Source organism: Haloferax mucosum ATCC BAA-1512, from assembly GCF_000337815.1.
In the GTDB taxonomy this organism is placed as follows: domain Archaea; phylum Halobacteriota; class Halobacteria; order Halobacteriales; family Haloferacaceae; genus Haloferax; species Haloferax mucosum.
Genome location: NZ_AOLN01000018.1, coordinates 82,362 through 105,354 on the forward strand (window position 1 = coordinate 82,362; position 22,993 = coordinate 105,354).

The following is a 22,993-nucleotide window of genomic DNA, read 5'->3' on the forward strand; positions in this document are numbered from 1 at the left end:
GGTCGGAAGATGCGGGTCGCGGTTCTTAAGGATGCGTACTCTGGCTTAGGCCGCCCCGTCAGTCGGCCCGTACTCGTCGAACGACGGGGATTCGTCGAGCGCGTCGGGGACGAAAAGCGTCGTCTCGCCGAACTCGCGGATTATCGACTGTCCTTCGCGCCCGGTGAGGTAGCCGACGTACGCCATCGCTAGCGAGTAGTTCACGTCGTGTCGCGCGGGGTTCGTCGGGATGACCGCGTAGTCGTTTCGCAACACGTCGGGACCGCCACCGAGCGGTCCCTCGACGAACGCCGAAAGCGAGGTCGAATCCGCCATCACGTGGTTGGTTCCCCTATCGACGAGCGTGTACGCGCCGCGCCGACTCGCCTGTCTGAGCGTGTCGCCCATCCCGTCACCGGTTGCCTGATACCACCGGCCACCGCGGTCGGCGTCGGCGCGGTCCCACAGCGACTGCTCTTTGAGATGGGTTCCGGAGTCGTCGCCACGGGAGAGAAACAGCACGTTCGCGTCGGCGATGCGTTGGAATGCCGCAACCGGGTCGTTTCCGACCGCGTCGATGCCCGCCGGGTCGTCGTCGGGACCGACGACGAGGAAATCGTTGTGCATCAGGTCGCGTCGGTTGATGCCGTGGCCGGCGCGGAGAAACTCGTCTTCGGCGCTTCTGGCGTGGGTGAGAACCACGTCGGCGTCGCCGTCGGCCGCGGTTCGAAGTGCCGCGCCGGTCCCTTGGACCAGCGTCTTGACCCGCACGCCGAACGCGTCGTCGAATCCATCGTGGAGCGCGTCGAGAAGCCCCGTGTCGTAGGCGGTCGTCGCCGTGGCGAGGACGAGGTCGCCGCGGCCGGAGTCTACGGACGCATCCGCCGCGTCGGTCCCGCCGGTCCTACCGGTCGCTGAGCCACCCGAACCGGCGTGTGTTGTGGATTCCTGTCTCCCCGAACCGTCGCCGAGACACCCCGCGACGCCGAGCGCGCCCACCGCCCCGAGTGCCCGTACGTATCGTCGCCGACGCATTGGCTCTCCTTTCGCGTCAGCGACGTAAACCTCTCCGGTGTCGCGCTCGACGACTCGCAACCGGGGTCGATTACGAGAGGCGGGCGCGGAGCGACGACGCGAGTCGGACGGCGAGCGCGGCGATGGTCAGCGTCGGATTCATCGCCCCGCCGGTCGGGAAGACGCTCGACCCGGCAATCCAGAGGTTTCGTACGTCGTGGGTTCGGCACTCCGCGTCAACGACGCTCGAATCGGGGTCGTCGCCCATCCGCGCCGTTCCCATGTGATGGAACGCCGGGCCGGTATTGTCGGGACCGACGGTCCACTCGACATCGACGCCGAGTTCGTCCAGTACCGACGCCTGCACCTCGTTCGCCCGCGAGAGCGCGGTTTTCGTCTGGTCGTCGATGGACCAATGAACCTCCGGTACCGGGTCACCCAAGTCGTCCGTCGTCTCCCGGTCGAGTCCGACGTAGTTGTCCGCGCGGGGGAGCTGCTCGACGAGCGCGCCCATCGAGATGTGCGTCCCGTAGCTCTCGTCTAACTGTTCGAGCAACTCGTCGCCCCACGTGTCCGCGTGGAGTGCGTCGATGACCGGTGACGGGCCGGCGTAGTTGAGAAACTCCAGTTTGACGCCGTTGACCGGCTCTGTGTCGTCGTAGAACTGGTGACACTCGCTGGTGTTGAAGCCGACGTGGTTCTGTCTGGTCGGGCGGTCCAAGCGGCCGCCCATCCCAGCGAAGAGGTGGTCCATGAAGTACCGGCCGAGGACTCCGGAGGAGTTTGCGAGACCGTTGGGGTGGCGGTCGGATTCGGAGAGCAAGAGCAGTCTGACGGTCTCGACGCCGCCGCAGGCGACGACGAACTGGTCGGCCGCCTGCCGGTGGGTTTCCCCGTCAGGTGTCGTGTACGCGGCGGCGACGACTCGCTCGCCCGACTCGTCGTGTTCGAGTCTGCGAACGCGTGCCCTGTCGATAACGCGTGCGCCCGCCGCTTCGGCCTTCTCGACGTGCGATTCGGCGGTGTACTTCGCGCCCGACGGACAGACCGGTTTACATGTTCCGTAGCCGACACACGGTGAGCGACCGTCGTACGGTTCGGCGTTGCGGGCGCTCGGAACCGAGTGCATGTCGAGTCCGAGTCGTTCACAGGCTTCCGCGAAGATGGAATCGGAGTGCGACGGCGGGAACGCGGTCATCGGAAACGGGTCGTCGCGCGGCGGCGCGTACGGGTTGTCCATCGCGCCCGCGACGCCGAGTTCGCGCTCTGCCTCGGCGTAGTAGGGTTTGAGGTCGTCGTAGTCAAGCGGCCAGTCGGCACCGACGCCGTGACGCGAATCGAGTTCGAAATCGCGCTCGTGGAGGCGCATTACCATGCCCTGCCAGTGGAGCGTGGTTCCGCCGACACCTTTCACGCGGGCCGCGTTCAGCGGGTAGAACGACTCGCCGGACGACGAAAACGCGTCGCGCGGGCCACCCATCTCCCACGGGCCGTCGAGACCGGGGCGGACGTGTGCTTCCAGTTGTTCCCGACGGTCGCCGTCGAATCGCGGTCCCGCTTCGAGAACGACGACGTTCTGCCCCGACTCCGCGAGCCGATGGGCGACGATGCCGCCGGCAGGCCCGGCACCGACGATACACACGTCGGCGTCGGCGACCGGCGCTCTCGCTCGTTCGTCAGCCATCGTTCTCCCCGGCGTTCACGTCGCTCTGACCGCCGTCCATCGCCGCCCGCTGGTAACTGTCAGTTCCACCGGCGTGTCCGATTGGGTTCTCGATACCGACGAGGCGGCCGCCGGTGGGCGAGGCGTAAAACGCATAGAGGAGTTCGTTCACGACGTAGAACCTGACTCGCTCGGAGACGTTGCCTTCGGGGACGGGTTCGGAGTCGGCCACGCCGAGTTCGCGCAGGAGGTCGTCCCGGTCGTCCGCGGCGAGGTCGGCAAACGGTGCGCCGTGCCAGTCACGGGCGATTTCGTCCAGTTCAGAGACGACGGTTTCCATGGCGGCTTGCCGCGATGCATCGCGTGAACGGCCCGTAACGTACGTTTCGACGAACTCACCGACGCCAGTCACTTGGCTCGGATAGACGACTTCCGCCGCGGCGGTCATCGTCGCCAGCAGGTCCGTCTCGGCGGGGTCTCTGTCGCCGGACGAACCATCTCCGTCGGCGGCCGTCGGGTCGAGCGTGCTGAGACCGAGCGCACCGCCGGTGATGCCGAGTCCGGCGAGCACCGCGAGAGCGTCTCGTCGCGTCAGTCGCATTCGGCGGGAGTTAGGCGAGCCTAAACATATGGCTTGTCCTCCGCAGGCATTATCGTTGGACGACGAACACGACGACGAGGTGGTATTTCTCTGGGGTCGAAGAAGAAACATCGGCGGCGCGACCGAATACCTTGCTTCGGTCGAACTGCTAGGGTCGGTCATCTCGGGAGTGTGTTCGGTTATCCCGTGTCAACACCAGCTTCGATTCTCTCCAGAAAGAGCATCGATAGCCAGTCGGCCACGACGATGACCGCCGAAAAGCCGATGACGACCCAGATGAGGTTGTCCGTTGACAGTCACCGTAGTGCTCCGAAGCTGAACATTCCAACGACTGCAAGGAGACCCCCGAGTATCGCTCAGACCTGCTGAACGTCGTGTTCGAGGACGCCAACGCCTTCGACTTCGACTTCGACGCGGTCGCCGTCTTCGAGCGACCCGACGCCCTCTGGCGTCCCCGTCGAAATCACGTCGCCGGGTTCGAGCGTCATGTAGGCCGTGATTTCGGCGACGAGTTCCGGAACCGAGAAAATGAGATGGTCGATGCTGGAGTCCTGTCGTACCTCGCCGTTTACGCGGAGCGAGATACTGGCGTCGTTAGCGAGGTGCTCGGGGTCGGCGAGCACCGGACCGAGCGGGGCCGCGCCGTCGAACGCCTTACCGCGAACCCAGTTGGTCTCGATATCTTGGTCGTCGCGGTTGGAAACGTCGTTCATGACGGTGTAACCTGCGACGACTGTCTCGGCGTCTTCGGGCGCGACGTTCCGGCACTGCTCGCCGATGACGACGGCGAGTTCGGCCTCGTGTTCGATATTCTCCTTTCCAGCCGGTAGGGACACGGTGTCGCAGTGGCTGGCGACCGCGTTCGGCGGCTTGAGGAACAAAAGCGGGCGGTCGGGAACCGACTCGTCTCGCTCTTCGGCGTGCTTGGCGTAGTTCCGACCGATACAGACGATTTTCGTCGGTTCGCACGGCGGGAGCACGTCCACCTCTTCGAGGTCGTACGTCTCACCGCCGAAGGAAACCGACTCCCCGTGCCACTCGCCCCGTCGGACCGCCCCGGCCGGGTCGCGGAATCGAACGTGGTGCATAGCCGACGGGTTGGGATGGGTCGTGATAGGTTTTTGCATCCCACTCCGTCTGGCCGGTGTATCAGGGTGCGCGGAGAACTGTCTCACTTCGTGTCTCTACGCCCCATGTTGTGTGCGATTATATTGCACGATTCGCATCGTTTTTCTAGCCACGTACTAACCGAGCAGTATCGGTCGTCCCGGCAGGTTCGTTCGAGTGGACTCAGGGGCGACCGATTTTGTGGTCTCACTCACCGAGAGAGTGGTGTGTTCGCGCCTCAAACACATCGGACAGAAGACATATACTAGGTCACTGTTGACCGGCTTCCATGCACGTAACGCGACGTTCAGCACTTCGTCTCTGCTCGGCGACGGTACTGTCGAGCATCGCCGGCTGTCTTTCTGCGGGGAACGGCCTGGGAGAGCAGTGTACGGCGGCAAAACACGAGTCCGACGTCGAACTCTCCGAGGACTTTTCGTGGCCGACGACTGGATACGACCTCGGAAGCACAGCTACGGACGTGTCGGCGTCGCTGTCGGTTCTCGTCTGACCCCGCCCGTTCTCGGTCAGACCACCCGACGCGAATAGGTTTTTGTGTATTTCGCTACTATCGTCTGGGTGCGATGGAACTCATCTGGCACGGTCATTCGACGTGGCGCGTAACGGTCGGCGAGACATCGATTCTCATCGACCCGTTTTTCGACAACCCGGAGACGGCGCTTGACCCGACGGACGTGGAGACGCCGGACTACGTCCTCTTGACGCACGGGCACGCGGACCACATCGCCCACGCGGGCGAATTCGACGGCGCGACGGTCGTCGCCACGCCCGAACTCACCGGCTACGTCGAAGCCGAGATGGGCGTCGAAGAGACGATTGGAATGAACATCGGCGGGACCGTCGAACTCGGTGACGCGTTCGTCTCGATGGTTCGCGCGGACCACACGAACGGCATCAACACGGGCTACGAACACGACGCGGGCGTGCCCGGCGGCTACATGATTAGCGATTCGAAGCCGACCCAGCAGTCCGACGACGAGGCGACGACGTTCTATCACGCCGGCGACACGGGACTCATGACCGACATGCGCGAGATTTTCGGACCCTACTACGAGCCGGACGCCGCCGCGCTCCCGGTCGGCGACCACTTCACGATGGGTCCGTGGCAGGCCGCAATCGCGGCGGACTGGCTGGACGTAGGCCGCGTCTTCCCGATGCACTACAACACGTTCCCGCCGATAGAAATCGACGTGCGGGACTTCGAACGCGAGGTCAAAGCCGCGGGCGCTCGCGCCGAGGTCACCGTCCTCGACGGCGACGAAGCGGTCACGCTCGACTAATCGCACGTCTGCGTCGCGCACTCGTATTTTTCCGTCGCTTGTGCACACAATCATCCGATTGAGGAACTTTTAGGGTCGGGTGCACCTTCCAGTCCGATGGATGTCCGATATTCAAACTTCGACAGTCAGTGAGGAAGGTTTCGCAACCACGAGTCAGGTCGGCGACTTCGACCTCCAGATCGACGCGCTCGACGAGACTGGCCCGAACCCGAATGCGACGCTCGTCGCAACGTACGCCTCCTGTTTCCTCCCCGCGTTCCGCGTCGGCGGACAGAAGACCGGCAACGACGGTCTCGGCAAGATTCAGATCGACGCCGACGCCGACCTCAACGACGACGACGACCTCGAACGCATCGGATTCGACGTCTACGTCGAAGCCGACCTCTCGGACGAGGAGTTCGCCGAGATTACGGACCTCGCCGAAGACATCTGCCACGTCCACGACGCGCTCCGTTCGGAACTCCACGCTGACGTGAACGTCGTCGGCGACGCGTTCTAACCGCCGCGCTCTCTACGCTCGTTCTTTTTTCAAAAAACACCGTCTGACCGCGCGCGTGAGCGTCGCAGACGGCGGTGAAACCGCGGTGAACCCGTAGACAACAACCCGTACAGACGCCCCGTGGCTAGTCGCGGCGCTTTCTGTAGCTTCGAAGGCTCATTGCTGTTCCCTCCACGATGATGACTTCCCCGTCTTGGGGGGACGATTCGACGCCGCTGTCGATCTGCTCGCGGAAGTATGGGCTGTTCGGCTCTTCCATACCAGTCCCTTCGTCTCCCCTGATAAAAACCTTTGTCAGACATTCTCATGCTTGATAGCATGAGAAAAACGCGGTTTAGTCGTCTGCGGCGGCCGCAGTCGGTCCGTGGCTGATTTCGGTTCCGAGCACGTCGAGGAACGCCGCGAGCCACTCTGGGTGGTCCGGCCACGCCTGTCCGGTGACGAGGTTGCCATCGACGGTCACCTCATCGACCCACGAACAACCGGCACCTTCGACCTCCGCGCGAACCGCCGGGTACGAGGTCATTTCGTAGCCGTCGAGGACGCCCGCGGCGGCGAGAATTTGCGGCCCGTGGCAGATTGCGGCGACGGGCTTGTTCTCGTCGAAGAAGTGTCGGACTGTGTCGAGTACCTCGTCGTAGCCGCGGAGATACTCCGGCGCGCGCCCGCCGGGAACGACGAGCGCGTCGTAGTCGGCGGGGTCAACGTCTTCGAACGTCGCGTTCAACACGAAGTCGTGGCCGCGCGTCTCCAGGTACGTCTGGTCGCCGCGGAAGTCGTGAATCGCGGTCTTACACCGGTCGCCGTCCGCTCTTTCGGGGCAGACCGCGTGTACCTCGTGTCCCACCATTTCGAGCGCCTGAAACGGTACCATCACCTCGTAGTCCTCGACGAAATCGCCGGCGAGGAGCAGAATCTTCTTTGCGGACATGGAGTTCACCCACGGCCTAGTTGTCGCGTGAGAACGATAACGATTGTGCAGGTACCGATACGCCCCATTCGAATTTCGTTTGGGTGGTTTCTGCGGAGGCGTTCGGGTGCTCTCCGGTCCGTCTCGTCTACGAGATGAGTCGGTAGACGTCGCCGAGTCCGTCGAGCACGTGGTCCGGTTCGTACTCGCTTCGGGCCAGCGCCGCGTCGTCGGTCACGCCGGTTCGAACCACCGCGGTCTCCATGCCGGCGGCGAGACCGAATGCGATGTCCGTATCGAGCCTGTCGCCGACGATGAGCACGTCTTCCGGTGGGAGTCCGAGACGGTCGAGCACGTACTCGCGGGCGACCGACGACGGCTTCCCGAGAATCGCATCCGGGTCGCGCTCGGCGACGCCCGCGACGGCGTTGATAATCGCGCCGGAGCCGGGAATGTCGCCGTCGGCGGCGGGGATGAGAATGTCCGGGTCGGTCCCGTAGAAGGCGGCACCGTCTCGGAGCGCGACACCGGCGTCCCGAAGGTCGTCGTAGTCGAACTCCCTGTCGATGGCGACGACGACGACTTCGGGGTCGTCGTGCGCGCCGACGAGTTCGAGACCCGCCGCACTGAGCTGGTCGCACAGGCCGGATTCGCCGATACAAAAGGTTCGCGCTCCGGGGTGGCGGTCGGCGAGATACGCCGTCGTCGTCGTGCCGGACGTGACGATTTCGTCGGCAGACGCGTCGATGCCAGCACGGCCGAGGCGCGCTTCGTACCGTTTGGGCGCTTTCGTTGGGTTGTTCGAAACGAACAGGCGGTCAAGCCCGGCGGCGTCGATAGCCGCGAGACCGTCGAGCGCGCCGGGAATCGCTTCGTCACCACGAACGACCGTTCCGTCCACGTCGAGGACGACTCCTCGGTATTCCATCGTCTTCGGTAGGGAGCCGCCCCTGTTGAACGTTCGCCCGAGAGAACAATTATGGTATTTCATATCATATGTCACGGCATGGGTGTCTCTGCAAAACAGCTGGTTGGGTGGCTTCGCGGTCCCGCGACCGGAAACAGCGCGATGGGAGTCTACGGGTTGCTGATGGCGATTGTCGCGCTGTTACTGACGTACACCATCGTCGCCACGCTCTCGGTCGTCGTGCCGCTACTTTCGACGACGGTTATCGTTCTCACGATGATCACCGTCTGGGTCGTCACGTGGGCGCTTCTCGATATTATTGCGAGTCGTACGCTCCGCGAGTCGGAATCGTCGTAACGCGGATTCGACCGGTACTGACGGCGCTCCCAAGAGCCGTGCTACCGGGGGGTACGTTCGGGTATCGGCGGTGGCGTCTGAGAACCAAAGAACGATATGCGCGTCACCCTACTCGTCTACCGTGACGAATACGCAGCTGACACTCGTCCAAATCGACAACTACGGGCCGTGGACGGTCACTCCGGACCCGCGACGGGAGATGGACCTTCAGACGCTCCAATCGCGGCTCTTCGCCGACTTGGCCCAGTTCGTCGGGTCTCGTGACGGGTACGTCTTTTTCACCCGCTTCGACAACATGGTCGCGGTCACGAATGGACTCGACCGCGAAGACCACGAACTACTGCAGGAATCCATCGCCAACCGATACCCGGTGACGCTCAGCCTCGGTATCGGGACCGACCGCTCGCCCGCGGTCGCGCTCGAACGCGCGACCAACGGCGTCCAACGCGCCGGGAGCGCACAGGACGGGGACCGCCGAGAAGTCCTCTCGGGAGAGACGCTCGACGAAGCCGACCGGTCCGACAGCGACCTCCAAATCGCACACTTCGACGTGAACGACGCCACCGGCAAGTACACAGACCGCCTCAACGAGTTCGACACGTTCATCCAAATCGAACAGGGCTACGCGTCGCTCATGCAGTATCTCCGCGAGGAACACGGCGCACTGTCGTTTTTCGTCGGCGGCGACAACATCATCTCCGTCATGCCCGAGCTCTCGGAGACGCAGTACCGCGCCGCCATCGACCACGTCGAAACCGACGCGGACGTCGAGCTCAAAGTCGGCGTCGGCACGGCCTCGAACGCGCACGAAGCCGGCTTCGCCGCCAAACACGCGCTCGAAGACTGCCGCCACCGCGGGACGACAGTCGAATTTGCGGACGCATCCGTCGAGACCGCAGACGACTGAACGATGAAGGGACGTGCGGTCTACTTCGTCGCCCCAGAACGCATCGACGTACGCGACCGCGATGTTCCGACTCCCGGACCCGACGAGGTCCGCGTCCGAACGCAGACCTCCGCCGTAAGTTCCGGGACCGAACGACTCGTCTACCGTGGCGAGGCTCCCACCGACCTCCCCGCAGACGAATCTATCGCCGCGCTCGAAGGCGACCTGTCGTTTCCGCTTCGATACGGCTACGCCGCCGTCGGTACGGTCGAAGCCGTCGGCGACGACGTCTCGTCGTCACTTCTCGGCCGACGCGTCTTCTCGTTCAACCCTCACGAGAGCCACTTTCTCGCCTCGCCGGGCGAACTCATTCAGATTCCGGACGACGTGAGCGATGAACAGGCCGCGCTCTTGCCGACGATGGAGACGGCGCTCAACTTCGTGATGGACGGTCGCCCGCTCATCGGCGAGCACGTCGTCGTCTTCGGGCAGGGTGTCGTTGGTCTCGTGACGACCGCGCTCCTCAGCCAGTTTCCACTCGGAAGCCTCACGGCCGTCGATTGCATTCCCGAGCGGCGCGAACTCGCGTTGCGTCTCGGTGCCGACGCGGTCAGCCATCCGTCGTCGCTCGACGCGCCCGCCGACGGCGCTGACCTCACCTTCGAACTCTCGGGCGACCCGTCCGCGCTCGACGATGCGCTAGCGGTGACGCGATACGACGGCCGCGTTATCGTCGGGTCGTGGTACGGCACGAAGTCCGCGACGTTGGACCTCGGCGGGCGATTCCACCGCTCTCGGATTCGCGTCGAAAGTAGTCAAGTGAGCACTATCGACCCCGAACTCCGTGGACGGTGGGACACAGAGCGGCGCTTTTCACTCGCGTGGACGCATCTCCGTGACCACTCGTTCGACTCGCTCATCACACACCGCATCGACGTCGAAGACGCGGCCCGCGCGTACCGACTCCTCGAAGACGACCCTGACGACGCCGTCCAAATCCTCTTTACCTACGCGGACGGTTGACAGGTTATGTACCGCGTTTCGGTCAAGCGGGAGCTTATCGCACAACACTATCTCACGGTCCCCAATCCCGGACCTGAAGGTGAACTGCACTCTCACGCGTTCACCGTCGAAGTCGAACTCGCCGGCCCCGAACTCGACGAACACGGCTATCTCGTCGATATCGACGACGTGAAAGCCGCGTTGGACGCGACGCTCTCTCGGTACCGCGACGAGACGATGAACGACCTCGTGGAGTTCGCCGGACAGAATCCGAGCGTCGAGCGATTCGCCCGCGAAGTCTGCTCGCAGTTCGTCGAGGCGGCGAATCTCACGACTCCGACGCGTCTGTCGGTCCGCATTTGGGAAGACGACGTGGCGAGTGCGACCTACGAGACCCCGATTTAACGTGCAGGTCGGTCTCGTCGTCTACGGCCCGCTCGATGACCGGTCCGGTGGTTACCGGTACGACCTCGAACTCGTTCGCGGTCTGCGCGCCGCCGGTGACGACGTAACCGTCATCTCGCTCCCGGAGCGGCCGTACCGACACAGACTCCGCGACAACGTCACCGCACACGCTCGCCTGCGCTCGCTCGACGTGGACGTACTTCTCCAAGACGAACTGTGTCATCCGTCACTCGTCGCCGTGAATCCACGACTCGACGACGACACGCCGGTCGTCTCGATTGTGCACCACCTCAACTCTCTCGAAAACCACAACGCGTGGCGACGGTCGTTCCGGCGAGCGGTCGAAACGCGGTATCTCCGTTCTGTCGATGGGTTCGTGTACAACAGCGAGACCACCAAAGAGACCGTCGCGGCCGTCACGGACCCCGAACCCAGCGTCGTCGCACACCCAGCGGGCGACCGGTTTTCGGACCATGGGACGCCCGTCGATGACGAGGAAATCCGCGCCCGCGTCGCTGGCGAGGGACCGTTTCGCGTCGTCGCCGTCGGGAATATCGAACCGCGGAAGAACATCGACGGCTTGCTCCGCGGGCTTTCGCGCGTCAGAGGCAACTGGCAGTTGACCGTCGTCGGCGCGGTAGTCGATGCCGCGTACGCCGAATCGCTCCGGCAACTCGCCGCCGAACTTGGGGTTACCAGTCGCGTGACGTTCACCGGCCGACGCTCCGATGCCGAGTTGGCCGCGTCGCTCCGCGAGTCGCACCTGTTCGCACTCCCGTCGCACTACGAGGGGTTCGGTATCGCCGCCGTGGAGGCGATGGGGTTCGGTCTGCCGGCGCTCGTCTCGTCGGCAGGCGGCGCGAGCGAACTCGTCACGCACCGCGAGAACGGCTTTGTCGTGGACCCGGACGACCCGTCAGCGATTACCGACGCCGTGTCGCCGCTCTGCCGAGACCGGCAGTTGCTCGTGCCGCTTTCGCTCGCGGCCCGCGACCGGTTCGTTGGTCACACGACGTGGGACGAGACAACAGAGGCAGTACGCGAGTTCCTGCTCGGACTCGTCTGAGTGCGTCCCGCTTCGGCTCGCACGCCACGCGGTTCGTATTCAATCACTCAGTCAATCACTCAGTCGCCGCTGACGGGCATCGGCGTCACCGTCTCGACGACCTGTGTGACCACCAAGTACAGTCCAATCGAACCAAGCACCGTGGCGGCGACGAACGGGACGGCGAAACCGAAGCCGACGAGAATCCCCGAGAACAGCGTCCCGAAGGCGATTCCGAGACCGAACCCCATCGTCAATACCGAGAGGGTCGACCCCGACTGCCCCTCTTTTGCGAGGTCACCGGCGAGTGCGAGCGACGGCGCGAAGACGGCGGCGACGGCGACGCCCTGCAGGAAGCGCGCGAGTATCATCAGCTCTGACGACAGGATGTACCCCTGTGCGAGCGTCGTCGGCAACAACAAAAGAAAGCCGCCGATCAAGAACGGTTGTCTCCCGTACCGGTCGCTCAAACGGCCAATCGGATATTGGAAGACGACGTTGGCGAGGACCGTCGCGCCGAACTGGACCGAAAACAGGAACGTCCCCTGGTCGAGTCGCTCGTTGATGACGTTAGCGAGCGGCGCGTACATGGCGATGCTCAGCGCCATCACGATGGTAGCGAGACCGAGCGCGAACACCGGGTCTAAGCCCGGTCCATCGGCGTTCCGAATCGTTATCGAGATGTCGTCCGCCGCTTCGCTTTCGGTTCGCTCCGGGTCCTCGATGAGCAGGGCGACGAGTACGAAACTGATAACCGCGCCAGCGACCGCGACGAGGAAGGCGGCGTCGAATCCGGTGATGTCGATGCCGCCGAGCGTGTACGGTCCAGCGGTGACGACGACGCCCGCAACGAGCGGGCCGGTTCCAAATCCGAGCAGTCGAAACGTGTTGTACAACCCGAAGTTCCCGCCGCGTTCGTTCTCCGGCGAGAGTTCGTTGACGAGCGCCACCGTCACGGGAATCGTAAACGCCGCGCCGATTCCCTGGAGCGCGCGCATGACGAGAATCGAGAGGTAGTCGGTGAAAAAGAGGTAGCCGGCGCTTCCGACGGCGACGAGAGCGAGTCCGAACAGTAAAAACGCGGTTCTGCGGCCGGTTCGGTCCGACAGCGACCCCGTAAAGGGTTGGCTGAAACTATTGAGAAATCCGAACAGCGACAGCACGATGCCGATGAGCAGTTCCGGCGTGAGGGCGAACTCGGTCACGCCGAGCGGAATCGTCGTCCCGACGAACGCCGGAAGCGACACCAGTTGGCTCCCGATGTACAGCGGCAACACGACGACGAGAAACGAGTTGGCGAGCGCATCGACCATCCGCGCCAACGCGAGCGTCAGAATCCGTGTGTCGAGGGTGAAGCCCATCACCACCCGGTACGGACCTCCGTTCCATCAATCTACCCGACGGCAGACCCGAGTGACCCGGCAGACCCGAGAGACTCACCGTCAGTCGCGGTCTGTTCGTACCCACTCTTGGAGCGTGAACCGCTCGTAGGGCGTCTCAGATTCGAGTTGCCAGTCGGCCGTGCTCCACGCCGGATAGTACGTGTCGCCATCGTACTCGCCGGGAACGCGGCTCAGGACCATCCGGTCGAGATGCGGTTGGAAGAGTTCGTAAATCGCCGCGCCGCCGATGACGTAGGCCGTCTCGGCACCCAGCGATTCCGCGAGTTCGATTGCCTCTTCGACGTTTCTCGCGTGGTGAGCAGTGACGACGTCGAACTCCTGTTCGCTCCGACTCAGGACGATTTGGTCGCTCCCGGGCAGGTCGTCGAGCATCGACTCGAACGTCCGACGGCCGAGGATGACTGGGTCGTCTGCGATTCGCGCGCGGTACTGTTTTTTGTCCTCGGGGATGCTCGGCCACGGCAGTTCGCCATCGCGTCCGATGGTGTGGTTCTCGGCGAGCGCGGCGACTGAGACGAGTTCCATGACGATTTCACTCGGGCCGTCCGACAAAAACCGTTGTGCTGTCGTTGTCGCGGGTAACGACCTTCGGTGTCTCCGCGTCAGGGACCAAGTCGGGACTGAGCTTGAAACGGTTTTCAGTCACACATCTGTCTTTTATTAATTATTTAAACAGTAGTTATATGTAGTCCGTAGCTAGTCAGAAGTCAATAGCGACAACATGTCTACTCTCGTTCTCGATTATCCCCCGGACAGTGCCCGGATTCTCGTGAAAACAGCCTTCGAACTGACAGACGGTATCCAGACGTATCACGACGCTGGAGTACAAATAACCGGTAAAACCGGCGGTGGTCTTTCCAGTTACGGTGAGGTACTCACCGTCGAGATTCCGGAGCAACAGCCGAGCGCCGAACAGACGACTCTCAGCGTCCGCGCACGCCGCGAAGTGTCTGTCAACGTCACCGCACAGCCGGAACGGTACAAAGAGCGGTATCTCGAAACCCTCAACGACTTTCGGGGCCAGTCCATAGAGCGCATCTTCGAGTCGGCGGGCCGACATCTCGCCGCGAACGGAAGCAAAGAGGTGATTTCGGAACGTGCGCAAGCCGACGGGACCAGCAAACTCACGCTGGTCGTCCTCGCAATGGTGGTTCTCTCCCTGTTTACGGTCTTCTTGCCGTTGGTACTGCTATGAGTGCCGGACGAACAGTCAGCATCGTGGTACTCGCTATCGGCGGCTTGCTGTTGCTCGCGGGACTCAGCATGCCGGCGACGCAGACCCAGACCGCACAGACCTGCGTGGATTCGGCACTCGGCTACGGGCAGAGTTGCGTCGAGTCGAGCTATCGAGCGCCGACCGCGAAAGGACCGGTTCTCGGCGGAGCTGTCACTCTCATGTTTGTCGGAGGGATTCTCTGGGTGGCGAGCAGTCGCGGTGGCTCGCAGACTACGCAATCGCAACCGTCACAACCCACTCAATCATCCCAGCCAGCACGACAACCCCAACCGTCGCAAGCCGCCCAACTGTCGCAGTCATCCCAACCCGGCAGTACGACGGCCAACACGAACGAGCGCAAACAATCAGACGAACTGACACAGCACGTCGAGATGGATACTCGAACGGATTCGACGGGTGACCACGGTCCCAACACGTTGCTCGGTCAGGTCGAAGCACACCGCCGCCACAACCGCGACTCGGATGCGACTTCTGATTCGACGGGAACGGATACCGAGTCGTCGAAGGCGACGTCCGACTCTCTCCCGAACGGATTCCAACAAGCCTCCTCGAAAGTGGACACCGCCACGACGGAGACGACGAACGTGACTGTATCCGGTGTCGGGACGGCCGCCGGAATCAGTGCCGTCGGCGGGCTCGTCATCTCGAGCGTGCTCGCCGCCTTCGTCGGGAGCCTTTCGGGAGCGGCCGCGTGGCTCACCTACCTACTGGGTGGGCTTGCCTCCGTGGCCGTCTGGCACCGGTACAGTAGCGATTCCGAATTAGACTCAGTCTCACCCAGCGAGGAAGACCGATGACACGACGACGAACATTCATTCACTACGGCGCGGCCGCGCTCGCAAGCTCGATTGCTGGTGTTTCACCACTGAACCCACTTCGCCGTTCACGACAACGCAGTTCAGCGGATTCCACCGATGTGACTCCCGAGCCGACACCGACGCCGGAACCAACACCGGAGCCGACTCCGGAGCGGTGGCACACCCGTGTCGGCGAACCCAGGTGGTACCCAGTAGGGACTGACGAGGGCGTTCTCGTCGGCCGTCGAAGAGAGTTCTTCGTTCTCGATTCGAAAGACGGTGCTGTCGTGTGGCGCTACGAGGCCGACGACGAAGTCGCCGACGTCACCGTCGAAGATGGGTCCCTGTTCGGTGTCACCGAGGTTGGTGACGTGTTCCGAGTCGCGCTGGATTCCGGCGACGAACTGTGGGAACGCGAGGTTGATGTCCTTCACTCGCCCGAAATCGCCGTTCACGACGGTTCCGTCTTCGTCGGTGAGTACTCGCTGTACCAACTTCGCGCGGACGACGGCGGCGTAGAACACACGTTTGATATCGACGGCGACAGAATCCGGGGAATCACTATCGACGCACAGCACATCTACCTCCCCCGGCACAACGCGCCACTACTGGCGATTTCACGAACGTCGGGAGAGACGAGGTGGAAGTATCTGGGCGAGCGTCGATATACCAGTCCGGAGATGACGGACGTCTTCACGGCGGGCGACCAAGTCTTCGCAACCAACGGCCGCAGAAACGTGTACGCGCTGACGGCCGGAAGCGGCGAAAAGCAGTGGGCTATCGAGACCGATGTCGCAGTCTCGGTCGAGACGGTTACCGAAGACAACGTTCTCGTGGAAGCGTACGACGACCAGCGCGAGGAAAGCACGTTGTTCGCGTTGGACCGCTCGTCCGGCGAAGAGAACTGGCGGTTCGAGCGTGACGAACACACCTTAGGACCGGTCGTGCTCGCCGGTGGACACGCGCTCGTTGAAGCCGCCGACCGAACGGGTACAGTGTTCGCGCTGGACCCCGCGACAGGAGAGATACACTGGCAGTTCGAATGTGACGCTTCTCTGTCCGACGCGCCGTTGGTCTTCGACGGAAAGGTGTACCTCGCATCGCAGTCCGGGACGATTCACCGCTTGGAGCTTTCATCTGGAACCGAGACGCGAAGCTATCAAACGGAGTCGTCAGACAACAACCTCACACACAACTCGGCCGGACTCTACTATTTCGACGGTGCTGTCGTCTACGGGATTACGAGGTCTCTGAAGCCCGCCTGACGACGGTATACGTATCCAGAAAACTAGCGTAATCGAGCGTGCCTCTGACGACCGCAAAATGTAATTCGTTAACGAGTATATTATGTTTTACGTGAGATGAGTTCACTCAGTTCGTGACGCGTAACCTCGGTTCTCGGGAGTAGAACGCTATCAAAGGAGTTGTCTCCATGTCACGTGGAACACCACGCCCGAAAATACGGAGATAGGGCGACTACCCACACCCTACCGGGTCGAATACAGTCTGCGTGTCGATTTCGTTCAGGTCGAGATGGTGTCGCAGTTCCATCCGGGGTCGTGTCCGGTGCGCTCGATGAGGTCCGAACGACACGCAGGGCAGTAGTCCGGGACGGTCGAAAAGCCCCGTGGAACGTACACACCGCCGCCGCACTCCACGCACGCGTCCGAAACAACCGTCGTGCACTCCGCACAGACGTTGAAGTTGTCTACTGTGAGGTCCCGTAGGGGTTCGAGTTGTTTGTCTAAGGTGTACTCGTCGATAACCGCCTGACAACTGTTACATGGCTTCATAGCGATACACCACGACACATGGTGGCACCCTACATATATCTATTCCCTCAGCGCTTCTCAGCGTGTCACTCAGATATTATGTCACTCACGGGCGGTCAGTTGGCGGCCATCATGCAGTCGAACAACCGCTCTCAACTCGGAGTAGCCACCTGTCAGGGGGTTCAACCCAATTGGGGTTCGTCTGTAACAAGTAGGTGTCAAACGGACTCTAGTGCGTTCCAGATGGTTTATGTGAGAATAAATTGACTATATTGTATGGTTCCCCTCCAATTCGGATTTCCAGGATTTGGCGTTCTGCTCGTGTCGGTCGCCGTCCCAGTGTTACTTGGGTTCGCTTTAGCCTACTTGGTGTACAACGATGCAGAGAAACGCGGTGATGAGAACGCCGTACTCTGGGCGCTCGGTGTCGGTGTCCTCACGCTCACGACGTTCTTTGGCGGGTTACTCGTGGTCGGAGTTTACGTCTGGCAACGTGAGTGATACGAGACGGGGTGACCCGAGCGACCTATTTTCTGTCACACCGACTGAGAGTTGGCCACCAAGGTGCGTCCTGTGTGTGCCAGCACACAGCAACCACGTATCGACAGCCCCCAACAGCGTTTGGTGACTGGAATAGTATCACGTCTCGAATATCTATGGGCGTGGTTGCCGGGAATGGAACGCTATCGAGCTGTTAAAAAGGAGAGTATATCGAAAGGGACCTGTCCCGGTTTGTCGAGTCGGAAAGGACAAATCTGTTAATACCATTATCTCTGTACATTCTTACAACAGATGGCCGCAGACAAACAAATCTCTGTGACAAAAGAGACTCAAGAAGAACTGCACGAACTCAAAAAACCGGGACAGACCTACGACGACCCGCTCAAGGAACTCGTCCACAGTCGCCGTCGTGAAGTCCTTAAAAAGCGATTCCAAGAATTGGAAGGCGCAGATGGTGACAAATTGACGTCTCTTGAGGTTCTTTGAGGATGACCACACTGTTCTCCTTGCTGACTAATCACGCAAGTTCTTGAGGTTGCCGATGAGAAGGTAACGCACATTGCAAGGGGAAACTGGGGTACTTGGTGAGAATCCGTATCCGAGGAGGGTCGTGGTGGTAAAGAGGAACTACCCTACGAGAGATTCCAGATGGATGTTTCACGGAGTGGCACTGAGATTTACGCCGTCTTGGAAGACACAACAGAAGTTCAGGTGCTCGAGATACCGCTAACCGACGACGCTCACACGGTTTTTGATACGATGTGGTGTTTCACGTCAAAATTATAAGTGGTTGAATACAAATGACTGTGTTAGTTCAAATGAAAGGGGAAGTGATTTGTTTTTATCAATAGATTGACAAGGGCTTCAACTACCCTCTCCCAAGCAGTCTGTTTGTCGGATTGGCTTCTGGTGCTGGTGTATTTGTCGCCAGCGAAGTAGCTACATCGCTCTTTGAGAGCACTATTGCTATCTTCTTACTTGTTATTCTCGGCTCAGTGACCTATGCTGTAGCGGCGTATTATGTATTGATCAAGCTAGGAATGTGACTTGGTTGGGCGGTCGTTACAATCGGGTCTCACCAGTCGTTTCGAGAACGCTTAGCCGATTCGCCCCCAGTTGGAGACGAACGTGAGGTTATTGGAGCACTGTTCCTCCTTGATTAACCCACACGAAAATGATATGTTAGGAATGGGGCCGGAGGGATTTGAACCCCCGATCGACTGATATCTCCGGTGTGCGCCTCGGAACTCCAGAGGGTCGTCAACACGACCGATGATCAGTCGGTCGCTCAGTATATCAGCTGGAGTGTCGTCCCGGGCGCCAAGCCTCTGGAGTCAGTCGCCATGCCGGGCTTGGCCACAGCCCCGATTCGATCTATCTGCACTCTCTCGTATGGCGATTTTTCTTAAAGGAGTTTCGATTCTATTCGTCTCGGTCGTCGTCGGCCCAGTCGCACTCTTGGCACTTGTAGGCGGTCACGAACTCCGTCACGCTCGGCATGTAGCCGACCTGAATCACGTTTTCGCCGCAGTCGGGGCACTCGAAGTCGGCGTCTTGAATCGGCTCGGCGTCCATCGGGCGCTCGCCTTCGACGAGTTCGGCGAGCGTCTCGGGCGTGACCATCCGTCCTTGTACGACACGGTTGCTCATATTCGTGGAATCGTCCCGAGGTAAGTAAGCCCTCCGCCAGCGCCGTGCCATCTTCTCTTTTTTTGCCTTTATCTCACTTTTTTCGCTGTCGTCCTCTGCGACCTCACGGTGTCGCTACGGTCACGGTTCGCGTCCGCGGGCCGTCACACTCGACGAGGAGCACCGACTGCCACCGCCCGAGGTCGAGCTCGCCGCCGAGAACCGGAACCGAGACACCGTTACCGACGAGCAGTGCGCGGAGGTGCGCATCCGCGTTGCCGTCGAGTTCGTCGTGGGTCCAGCCGTCGTCTGGAACCGCCGAATCGAGCATCGTTTCGATATCTTCGAGCAGTCGTGTTTCAGCCTCGTTGACGCAGATTCCCGCGGTGGTGTGTTTAGAAAAGACCGTACAAACGCCATCGTAGCCGGCAGGGAGTGCGTCGGCAACGTGGCCGGTCACGTCGAGGGCTTGGAGACGCGTGTCTGTTCGAACGTCGAACGAGTGGCGCATACGAGTGATTGAATCGCGGCAGGAAAAAGTCGTCCGGCGGTTACAGCCAGGGCGCGCGGGAGTCTTCTTCACCGGGATAACCGTAGCCCGGCTTCGATGCGCTCTCCTCGTCGTCTTGTGCGAGACCGGCGTCGGGGAGGTCGTTCGAATCGGCGTCTGCGTCTTCGTACGCCTCTATTTCGGTCGCGTCGTAGGCGGCTGACTGTGCGATGTCGTCCCCACCGTCGGCAACAGCACCGTTTGCCGCGGGGCCCTCTGGGGCCGCAACGTCGCCACCGTCGGGGACGTCTACGTCCTCGTCCGAGTCGGGGTCGAAGGCGAACAGCGCGGTGACGCCGAGGACACCCAGTGCAACGGGTGCCTTAGTCGGCATCAGACCGAGCACGTCGAGTGCCAGCATACCGAGTGCGACCGAACTCCCGAACCGGAAGAGATTGATATCGACGTTTCCGCGGAGGCGGGGAGCGAACAGCGCGATAGCGCCCGCAAAGCCGACGCCGACCCCAGCGGCGGAACCGGCGCTCACGAGGCGCGTCATGCTTGGGTTGACGACGAAGTCGAATCCGGACGGGTTGAGACTCGCCACGAGTCCGAACCCGATGATGATGCTCGGAGAGGGGAGATACTCGCCGACCTTCGAAGAGGCCGTCTTCGCGGCGACCGCCAGAATGACGAGGCCAGCGAAGCGGTGGAAGGTCTCGAACTTCAGCACCGTCTCGATAGTCTCGGCGACGGCGGCCTCGGCGACCGCAATCGGGATGAGAATCGCACCGAGTATGAGGATGGACGTGAGCTGTTCGCGGCGCGTGCCGTCCATCTCGGCGAGGATGACCGCGACGGTAGCCGATCCACCGAAGATGAGCAGGCCGGTCTCGAGAATGCCCGTGACCGACAGGCCGCCTGCTTTAGTCGTCAACGCCCCCGCCATAATGAGTGCGGGGAAGATACCATCGACGAGCGGCAGTGCCATAACCGTTGCCAGCAGGCGGGTTGCGCCACCGACCTGCTGCTCAAGGCGAAGGGCGACTGGGTGGCGTGAGACACTCATTCGATATTACTGGCCTTCACCATGGCCCAAACGGCGATAAGGACGCAATTCGGACGACAACCGAGTACGAAGATGTCGTACTCCTAGTCCCGGCCCATTGTGTCCATTATTGAACTCCCGTTTAAATGTCTGCCACATAGGTGCAAAGAGAATGCCGGAGTCGGAGGTCATTTGACCGGCAATGCGCGATGCGGCGGGACACGTGGAGTCCATACACGATAGAATTGGTACGGGAGTATTAAACGTTGTGTGGGATACGACCGCATACAACATGTGTATCTTCGCCACCAATATAAAAAGGGCCTATGGATTCTTGGTTTCCTCGATAATTCCTGACGATATTGTGATGCACGTTCGTGAATATGGCGATTATTCACAATGGAACAATAAGGGATATTCGCCGGTGGTGGCGATGGTGACGTGGTGCGCGCGGGTGCCCAGCGTCAGATTCGTAGTCCGTATCGCCTCGCGCGGTGCCCCGCACGTCGTGTAGACTTGGAGTCGGTCTGCGCGTTCGCGCTTGAGTTCGTACCTGTAAGCTGGTGTACTCGTCATAGTCGTATGCCGGCGAACATAACCACGCCCGTGTATATCTCGTTGCGAGTCTTTGCCATACATCGACACGCCCGTGCTATCTCGCAACCCTTTTGTTGCCGCCGAAACCACGCTTGATATGGCGAACGACGTTCCTGACGAAGACCCCTTCTCCGAGAAGCTACGGGTACCCGAATCCCTCACGTTCGACGATGTACTGCTCCGTCCGATGGAAAGTCGCGTCGAGCCGGACGACGCCGATGTCTCCACGCGTGTCTCGAAGAACGTCGAACTCAACATCCCGATCCTCTCTGCGGCGATGGACACCGTCACCGAGAGCGGGATGGCAATCGGCATGGCCCGCGAAGGCGGCCTCGGCGTCCTCCACCGAAACATGGACGCAGAACAGATGGTCCACGAAATCGAGCGCGTCAAGCGAGCCGACGAACTCGTCATCCGACGCGAAGACGTGGTCACCGCGCAACCCGGCCAGACGATAAGCGAGGTTGACGAGATGATGGAGCGCGCTGGCGTCTCCGGCGCACCCGTCGTTGACACCGAAGACAGCGTTCTCGGAATTATCTCCGGCACCGACATCCGCCCGTACCTCGAAGTCGGCGAGTCCGACGAAGTCCACGAGGCGATGACGGACGAGGTCATCACAGCCACCCGCGACGTGACTGCCCGCGAGGCGCTCGAACTGATGTACGACCACAAAATCGAGCGCGTCCCCATCATCGACGACGAGAGCCACCTCGTCGGTCTCGTGACGATGCAGGGAATTCTACAGCGCCGCGAGTACGAGAACGCCGCCCGCGACGACGACGGCCGTCTCGTCTGCGGTGTCGCAGTCGGTCCCTTCGACCGCGACCGTGCCCAGATGGCGGACGACGCTGGCGTCGATGTCATCTTCATCGACTGCGCCCACGCGCACAACCTCAACGTCATCGACACCGCCCGTGAAATCAAGGAGTCCGTCGATGCCGACGTCGTCGTCGGCAACGTCGGCACCCGCGAGGCCGCCGAGGAACTCGTCGATTTCGCCGACGGCATCAAGGTCGGCATCGGTCCCGGGTCTATCTGTACGACCCGCGTCGTCTCCGGGTCCGGCATGCCGCAGATTTCCGCCGTCGCGGAGGTCGCCGACGTCGCCTCGCAGTACGACATCCCCGTCATCGCCGACGGTGGCATCCGTTACTCCGGCGACGCCATCAAGGCCGTCGCCGCCGGCGCAGACGCCGTGATGCTCGGTTCGTACTTCGCCGGCACCGACGAGGCACCCGGCCGCGTCATCACGATGAACGGCAAGAAGTACAAACAGTACCGCGGTATGGGTTCTGTCGGTGCAATGCGCTCCGGCGGTGCCGACCGCTACCTCAAAGAAGACAACGAAGATGAAGAGTACGTCCCCGAGGGTGTAGAGGCCGCGACGCCGTACAAAGGCTCGCTCGCGTCTGAACTCCACCAACTCGTCGGCGGCATGCAGTCTGGAATGGGCTACGTCGGCGCGGAGACGATTCCCGAGGTCAAAGAACGCGCCCGCTTCGTTCGCGTCTCCGCCGCTGGCCAGACCGAAGGCCACCCCCACGACGTGATGATTACCGACGAAGCGCCGAACTACAGTCCGAGCGAATAACCCCCGGGTTCCGTCCGTGGCTCGGCTGTTTGGGTTGTAATCGTCCGGCGTCGAACTTCCGGTGTTCGGTTCCGGGATTCGGTTTTCAACGTTTGATTCTCAGCGTTTGATTCCTGCATTTGGCTCCCGGCGTTTGGTCCCGCTTGTGTAGACGGCGAAACTGTTGTCAGTGTGTAAAGAAACGTATGAGCGCGTGGAGAGCTTGCGTCTCGCCGAAGACATGGGATAATTAATAGGGATGTATATCGT

General features: G+C 61.6%; 27 protein-coding genes and 1 tRNA gene. 14 read left to right on the top strand and 14 right to left on the bottom strand.

The window, feature by feature from the left end; all coding sequences use genetic code 11:
• Positions 1-45: 45 nt before the first annotated feature.
• The 4 genes from C440_RS13040 to C440_RS13055 form a co-directional block, all read right to left on the bottom strand.
• Complete coding sequence (locus C440_RS13040) at positions 46-1,014, bottom strand: substrate-binding domain-containing protein (protein WP_049915843.1); 969 nt, start codon at positions 1,012-1,014, stop codon at positions 46-48.
• 70 nt (positions 1,015-1,084) lie between these two features.
• Complete coding sequence (locus C440_RS13045; RefSeq protein WP_008320981.1) at positions 1,085-2,677, bottom strand: GMC family oxidoreductase; 1,593 nt, start codon at positions 2,675-2,677, stop codon at positions 1,085-1,087.
• Positions 2,670-3,257: a gluconate 2-dehydrogenase subunit 3 family protein gene (locus C440_RS13050; RefSeq protein ID WP_008320982.1), complete on the bottom strand. Its 588-nt coding sequence runs from the start codon at positions 3,255-3,257 to the stop codon at positions 2,670-2,672. The genes C440_RS13045 and C440_RS13050 overlap by 8 nt, the downstream gene beginning before the upstream one ends.
• Positions 3,258-3,613: 356 nt before the next feature.
• Entirely contained in the window at positions 3,614-4,345 is a 732-nt protein-coding gene (locus C440_RS13055; RefSeq protein WP_008320984.1) for a fumarylacetoacetate hydrolase family protein, read from the bottom strand.
• 308 nt (positions 4,346-4,653) lie between these two features.
• On the opposite strand from C440_RS13055, the gene C440_RS13060 reads away from it, so the two are divergent.
• From C440_RS13060 to C440_RS13070, 3 genes are all read left to right on the top strand, one after another.
• Positions 4,654-4,875 carry a hypothetical protein gene (locus C440_RS13060; RefSeq protein WP_008320985.1) on the top strand — a complete coding sequence of 74 codons (222 nt, stop codon included), beginning with the start codon at positions 4,654-4,656 and terminating at the stop codon, positions 4,873-4,875.
• 73 nt (positions 4,876-4,948) lie between these two features.
• A complete protein-coding gene (locus C440_RS13065; RefSeq protein ID WP_008320986.1) occupies positions 4,949-5,665 on the top strand; it encodes a metal-dependent hydrolase in 717 nt (238 codons plus the stop codon).
• A 100-nt stretch (positions 5,666-5,765) separates the two neighbouring features.
• Entirely contained in the window at positions 5,766-6,164 is a 399-nt protein-coding gene (locus C440_RS13070) for an OsmC family protein (protein ID WP_008320987.1), read from the top strand.
• A gap of 124 nt (positions 6,165-6,288) precedes the next feature.
• Here the strand turns inward: C440_RS13070 and C440_RS18150 are convergent, their stop codons facing one another.
• The 3 genes from C440_RS18150 to C440_RS13080 all read right to left on the bottom strand — a co-directional run bounded on the left by C440_RS18150 (position 6,289) and on the right by C440_RS13080 (position 8,002).
• The gene (locus C440_RS18150; protein WP_008320989.1) at positions 6,289-6,423 is read right to left on the bottom strand and encodes a hypothetical protein; all 135 of its coding nucleotides are present in this window, start codon (positions 6,421-6,423) and stop codon (positions 6,289-6,291) included.
• A 75-nt stretch (positions 6,424-6,498) separates the two neighbouring features.
• Positions 6,499-7,095, bottom strand: a complete 597-nt coding sequence (locus tag C440_RS13075; protein ID WP_008320990.1) for a DJ-1/PfpI family protein — start codon at positions 7,093-7,095, stop codon at positions 6,499-6,501.
• Positions 7,096-7,222: 127 nt separating this feature from the next.
• On the bottom strand, positions 7,223-8,002 hold the full coding sequence (locus C440_RS13080; protein ID WP_008320991.1) for an HAD-IIA family hydrolase: 780 nt from the start codon (positions 8,000-8,002) through the stop codon (positions 7,223-7,225).
• A gap of 78 nt (positions 8,003-8,080) precedes the next feature.
• Between C440_RS13080 and C440_RS13085 the strand changes: the two genes are divergently transcribed.
• The 5 genes from C440_RS13085 to C440_RS13105 all read left to right on the top strand — a co-directional run bounded on the left by C440_RS13085 (position 8,081) and on the right by C440_RS13105 (position 11,697).
• The gene (locus C440_RS13085; RefSeq protein ID WP_008320992.1) at positions 8,081-8,338 is read left to right on the top strand and encodes a hypothetical protein; all 258 of its coding nucleotides are present in this window, start codon (positions 8,081-8,083) and stop codon (positions 8,336-8,338) included.
• A gap of 121 nt (positions 8,339-8,459) precedes the next feature.
• Complete coding sequence (locus C440_RS13090) at positions 8,460-9,245, top strand: GTP cyclohydrolase III (RefSeq protein WP_008320994.1); 786 nt, start codon at positions 8,460-8,462, stop codon at positions 9,243-9,245.
• A 3-nt stretch (positions 9,246-9,248) separates the two neighbouring features.
• The gene (locus tag C440_RS13095) at positions 9,249-10,247 is read left to right on the top strand and encodes a zinc-binding dehydrogenase (protein WP_008320996.1); all 999 of its coding nucleotides are present in this window, start codon (positions 9,249-9,251) and stop codon (positions 10,245-10,247) included.
• Between the two features lie 6 nt (positions 10,248-10,253).
• Complete coding sequence (locus C440_RS13100; RefSeq protein ID WP_008320998.1) at positions 10,254-10,631, top strand: 6-pyruvoyl trahydropterin synthase family protein; 378 nt, start codon at positions 10,254-10,256, stop codon at positions 10,629-10,631.
• 1 nt (position 10,632) lies between these two features.
• Positions 10,633-11,697, top strand: a complete 1,065-nt coding sequence (locus C440_RS13105) for a glycosyltransferase family 4 protein (RefSeq protein WP_008320999.1) — start codon at positions 10,633-10,635, stop codon at positions 11,695-11,697.
• A 59-nt stretch (positions 11,698-11,756) separates the two neighbouring features.
• Here the strand turns inward: C440_RS13105 and C440_RS13110 are convergent, their stop codons facing one another.
• Positions 11,757-13,037 (bottom strand): MFS transporter, encoded by a 1,281-nt coding sequence (locus C440_RS13110; protein WP_008321001.1) that lies wholly within the window; start codon positions 13,035-13,037, stop codon positions 11,757-11,759.
• An 81-nt stretch (positions 13,038-13,118) separates the two neighbouring features.
• The gene (locus C440_RS13115) at positions 13,119-13,604 is read right to left on the bottom strand and encodes a dihydrofolate reductase (RefSeq protein ID WP_049915848.1); all 486 of its coding nucleotides are present in this window, start codon (positions 13,602-13,604) and stop codon (positions 13,119-13,121) included.
• A gap of 196 nt (positions 13,605-13,800) precedes the next feature.
• Here C440_RS13115 and C440_RS13120 point away from each other — a divergent pair, with 196 nt between their 5' ends.
• Genes C440_RS13120 through C440_RS17160 form a run of 3 tightly spaced genes read left to right on the top strand, consistent with a single transcriptional unit; the run spans position 13,801 to position 16,378 of the window.
• A complete protein-coding gene (locus tag C440_RS13120; RefSeq protein ID WP_008321003.1) occupies positions 13,801-14,274 on the top strand; it encodes a hypothetical protein in 474 nt (157 codons plus the stop codon).
• Complete coding sequence (locus C440_RS13125) at positions 14,271-15,113, top strand: hypothetical protein (RefSeq protein WP_008321004.1); 843 nt, start codon at positions 14,271-14,273, stop codon at positions 15,111-15,113. Before C440_RS13120 ends, C440_RS13125 begins: the two co-directional genes overlap by 4 nt.
• The gene (locus C440_RS17160) at positions 15,110-16,378 is read left to right on the top strand and encodes an outer membrane protein assembly factor BamB family protein (protein ID WP_083894023.1); all 1,269 of its coding nucleotides are present in this window, start codon (positions 15,110-15,112) and stop codon (positions 16,376-16,378) included. Before C440_RS13125 ends, C440_RS17160 begins: the two co-directional genes overlap by 4 nt.
• 258 nt (positions 16,379-16,636) lie before the next feature.
• Here C440_RS17160 and C440_RS13140 read toward each other — a convergent pair whose 3' ends face one another.
• A complete protein-coding gene (locus tag C440_RS13140; RefSeq protein WP_008321009.1) occupies positions 16,637-16,906 on the bottom strand; it encodes a DUF7571 family protein in 270 nt (89 codons plus the stop codon).
• Between the two features lie 255 nt (positions 16,907-17,161).
• Between C440_RS13140 and C440_RS13145 the strand changes: the two genes are divergently transcribed.
• Both C440_RS13145 and C440_RS13150 read left to right on the top strand, forming a co-directional pair.
• A complete protein-coding gene (locus C440_RS13145) occupies positions 17,162-17,386 on the top strand; it encodes a hypothetical protein (RefSeq protein ID WP_008321011.1) in 225 nt (74 codons plus the stop codon).
• A 291-nt stretch (positions 17,387-17,677) separates the two neighbouring features.
• A complete protein-coding gene (locus tag C440_RS13150) occupies positions 17,678-17,872 on the top strand; it encodes a hypothetical protein (RefSeq protein ID WP_008321014.1) in 195 nt (64 codons plus the stop codon).
• Positions 17,873-18,575: 703 nt separating this feature from the next.
• Here C440_RS13150 and C440_RS17430 read toward each other — a convergent pair.
• The 4 genes from C440_RS17430 to C440_RS13165 form a co-directional block, all read right to left on the bottom strand.
• Positions 18,576-18,752: transfer RNA gene (locus tag C440_RS17430), tRNA-Trp, on the bottom strand.
• Positions 18,753-18,808: 56 nt separating this feature from the next.
• Positions 18,809-19,036 carry a DUF5795 family protein gene (locus tag C440_RS13155; protein ID WP_275040245.1) on the bottom strand — a complete coding sequence of 76 codons (228 nt, stop codon included), beginning with the start codon at positions 19,034-19,036 and terminating at the stop codon, positions 18,809-18,811.
• Between the two features lie 103 nt (positions 19,037-19,139).
• Positions 19,140-19,526: a secondary thiamine-phosphate synthase enzyme YjbQ gene (locus tag C440_RS13160; RefSeq protein WP_008321018.1), complete on the bottom strand. Its 387-nt coding sequence runs from the start codon at positions 19,524-19,526 to the stop codon at positions 19,140-19,142.
• A gap of 40 nt (positions 19,527-19,566) precedes the next feature.
• Complete coding sequence (locus tag C440_RS13165) at positions 19,567-20,496, bottom strand: DUF5794 domain-containing protein (RefSeq protein WP_008321020.1); 930 nt, start codon at positions 20,494-20,496, stop codon at positions 19,567-19,569.
• A gap of 751 nt (positions 20,497-21,247) precedes the next feature.
• Here C440_RS13165 and guaB point away from each other — a divergent pair.
• Positions 21,248-22,744 carry an IMP dehydrogenase gene (gene guaB / locus C440_RS13175; protein ID WP_008321023.1) on the top strand — a complete coding sequence of 499 codons (1,497 nt, stop codon included), beginning with the start codon at positions 21,248-21,250 and terminating at the stop codon, positions 22,742-22,744.
• Positions 22,745-22,993: the final 249 nt, after the last annotated feature.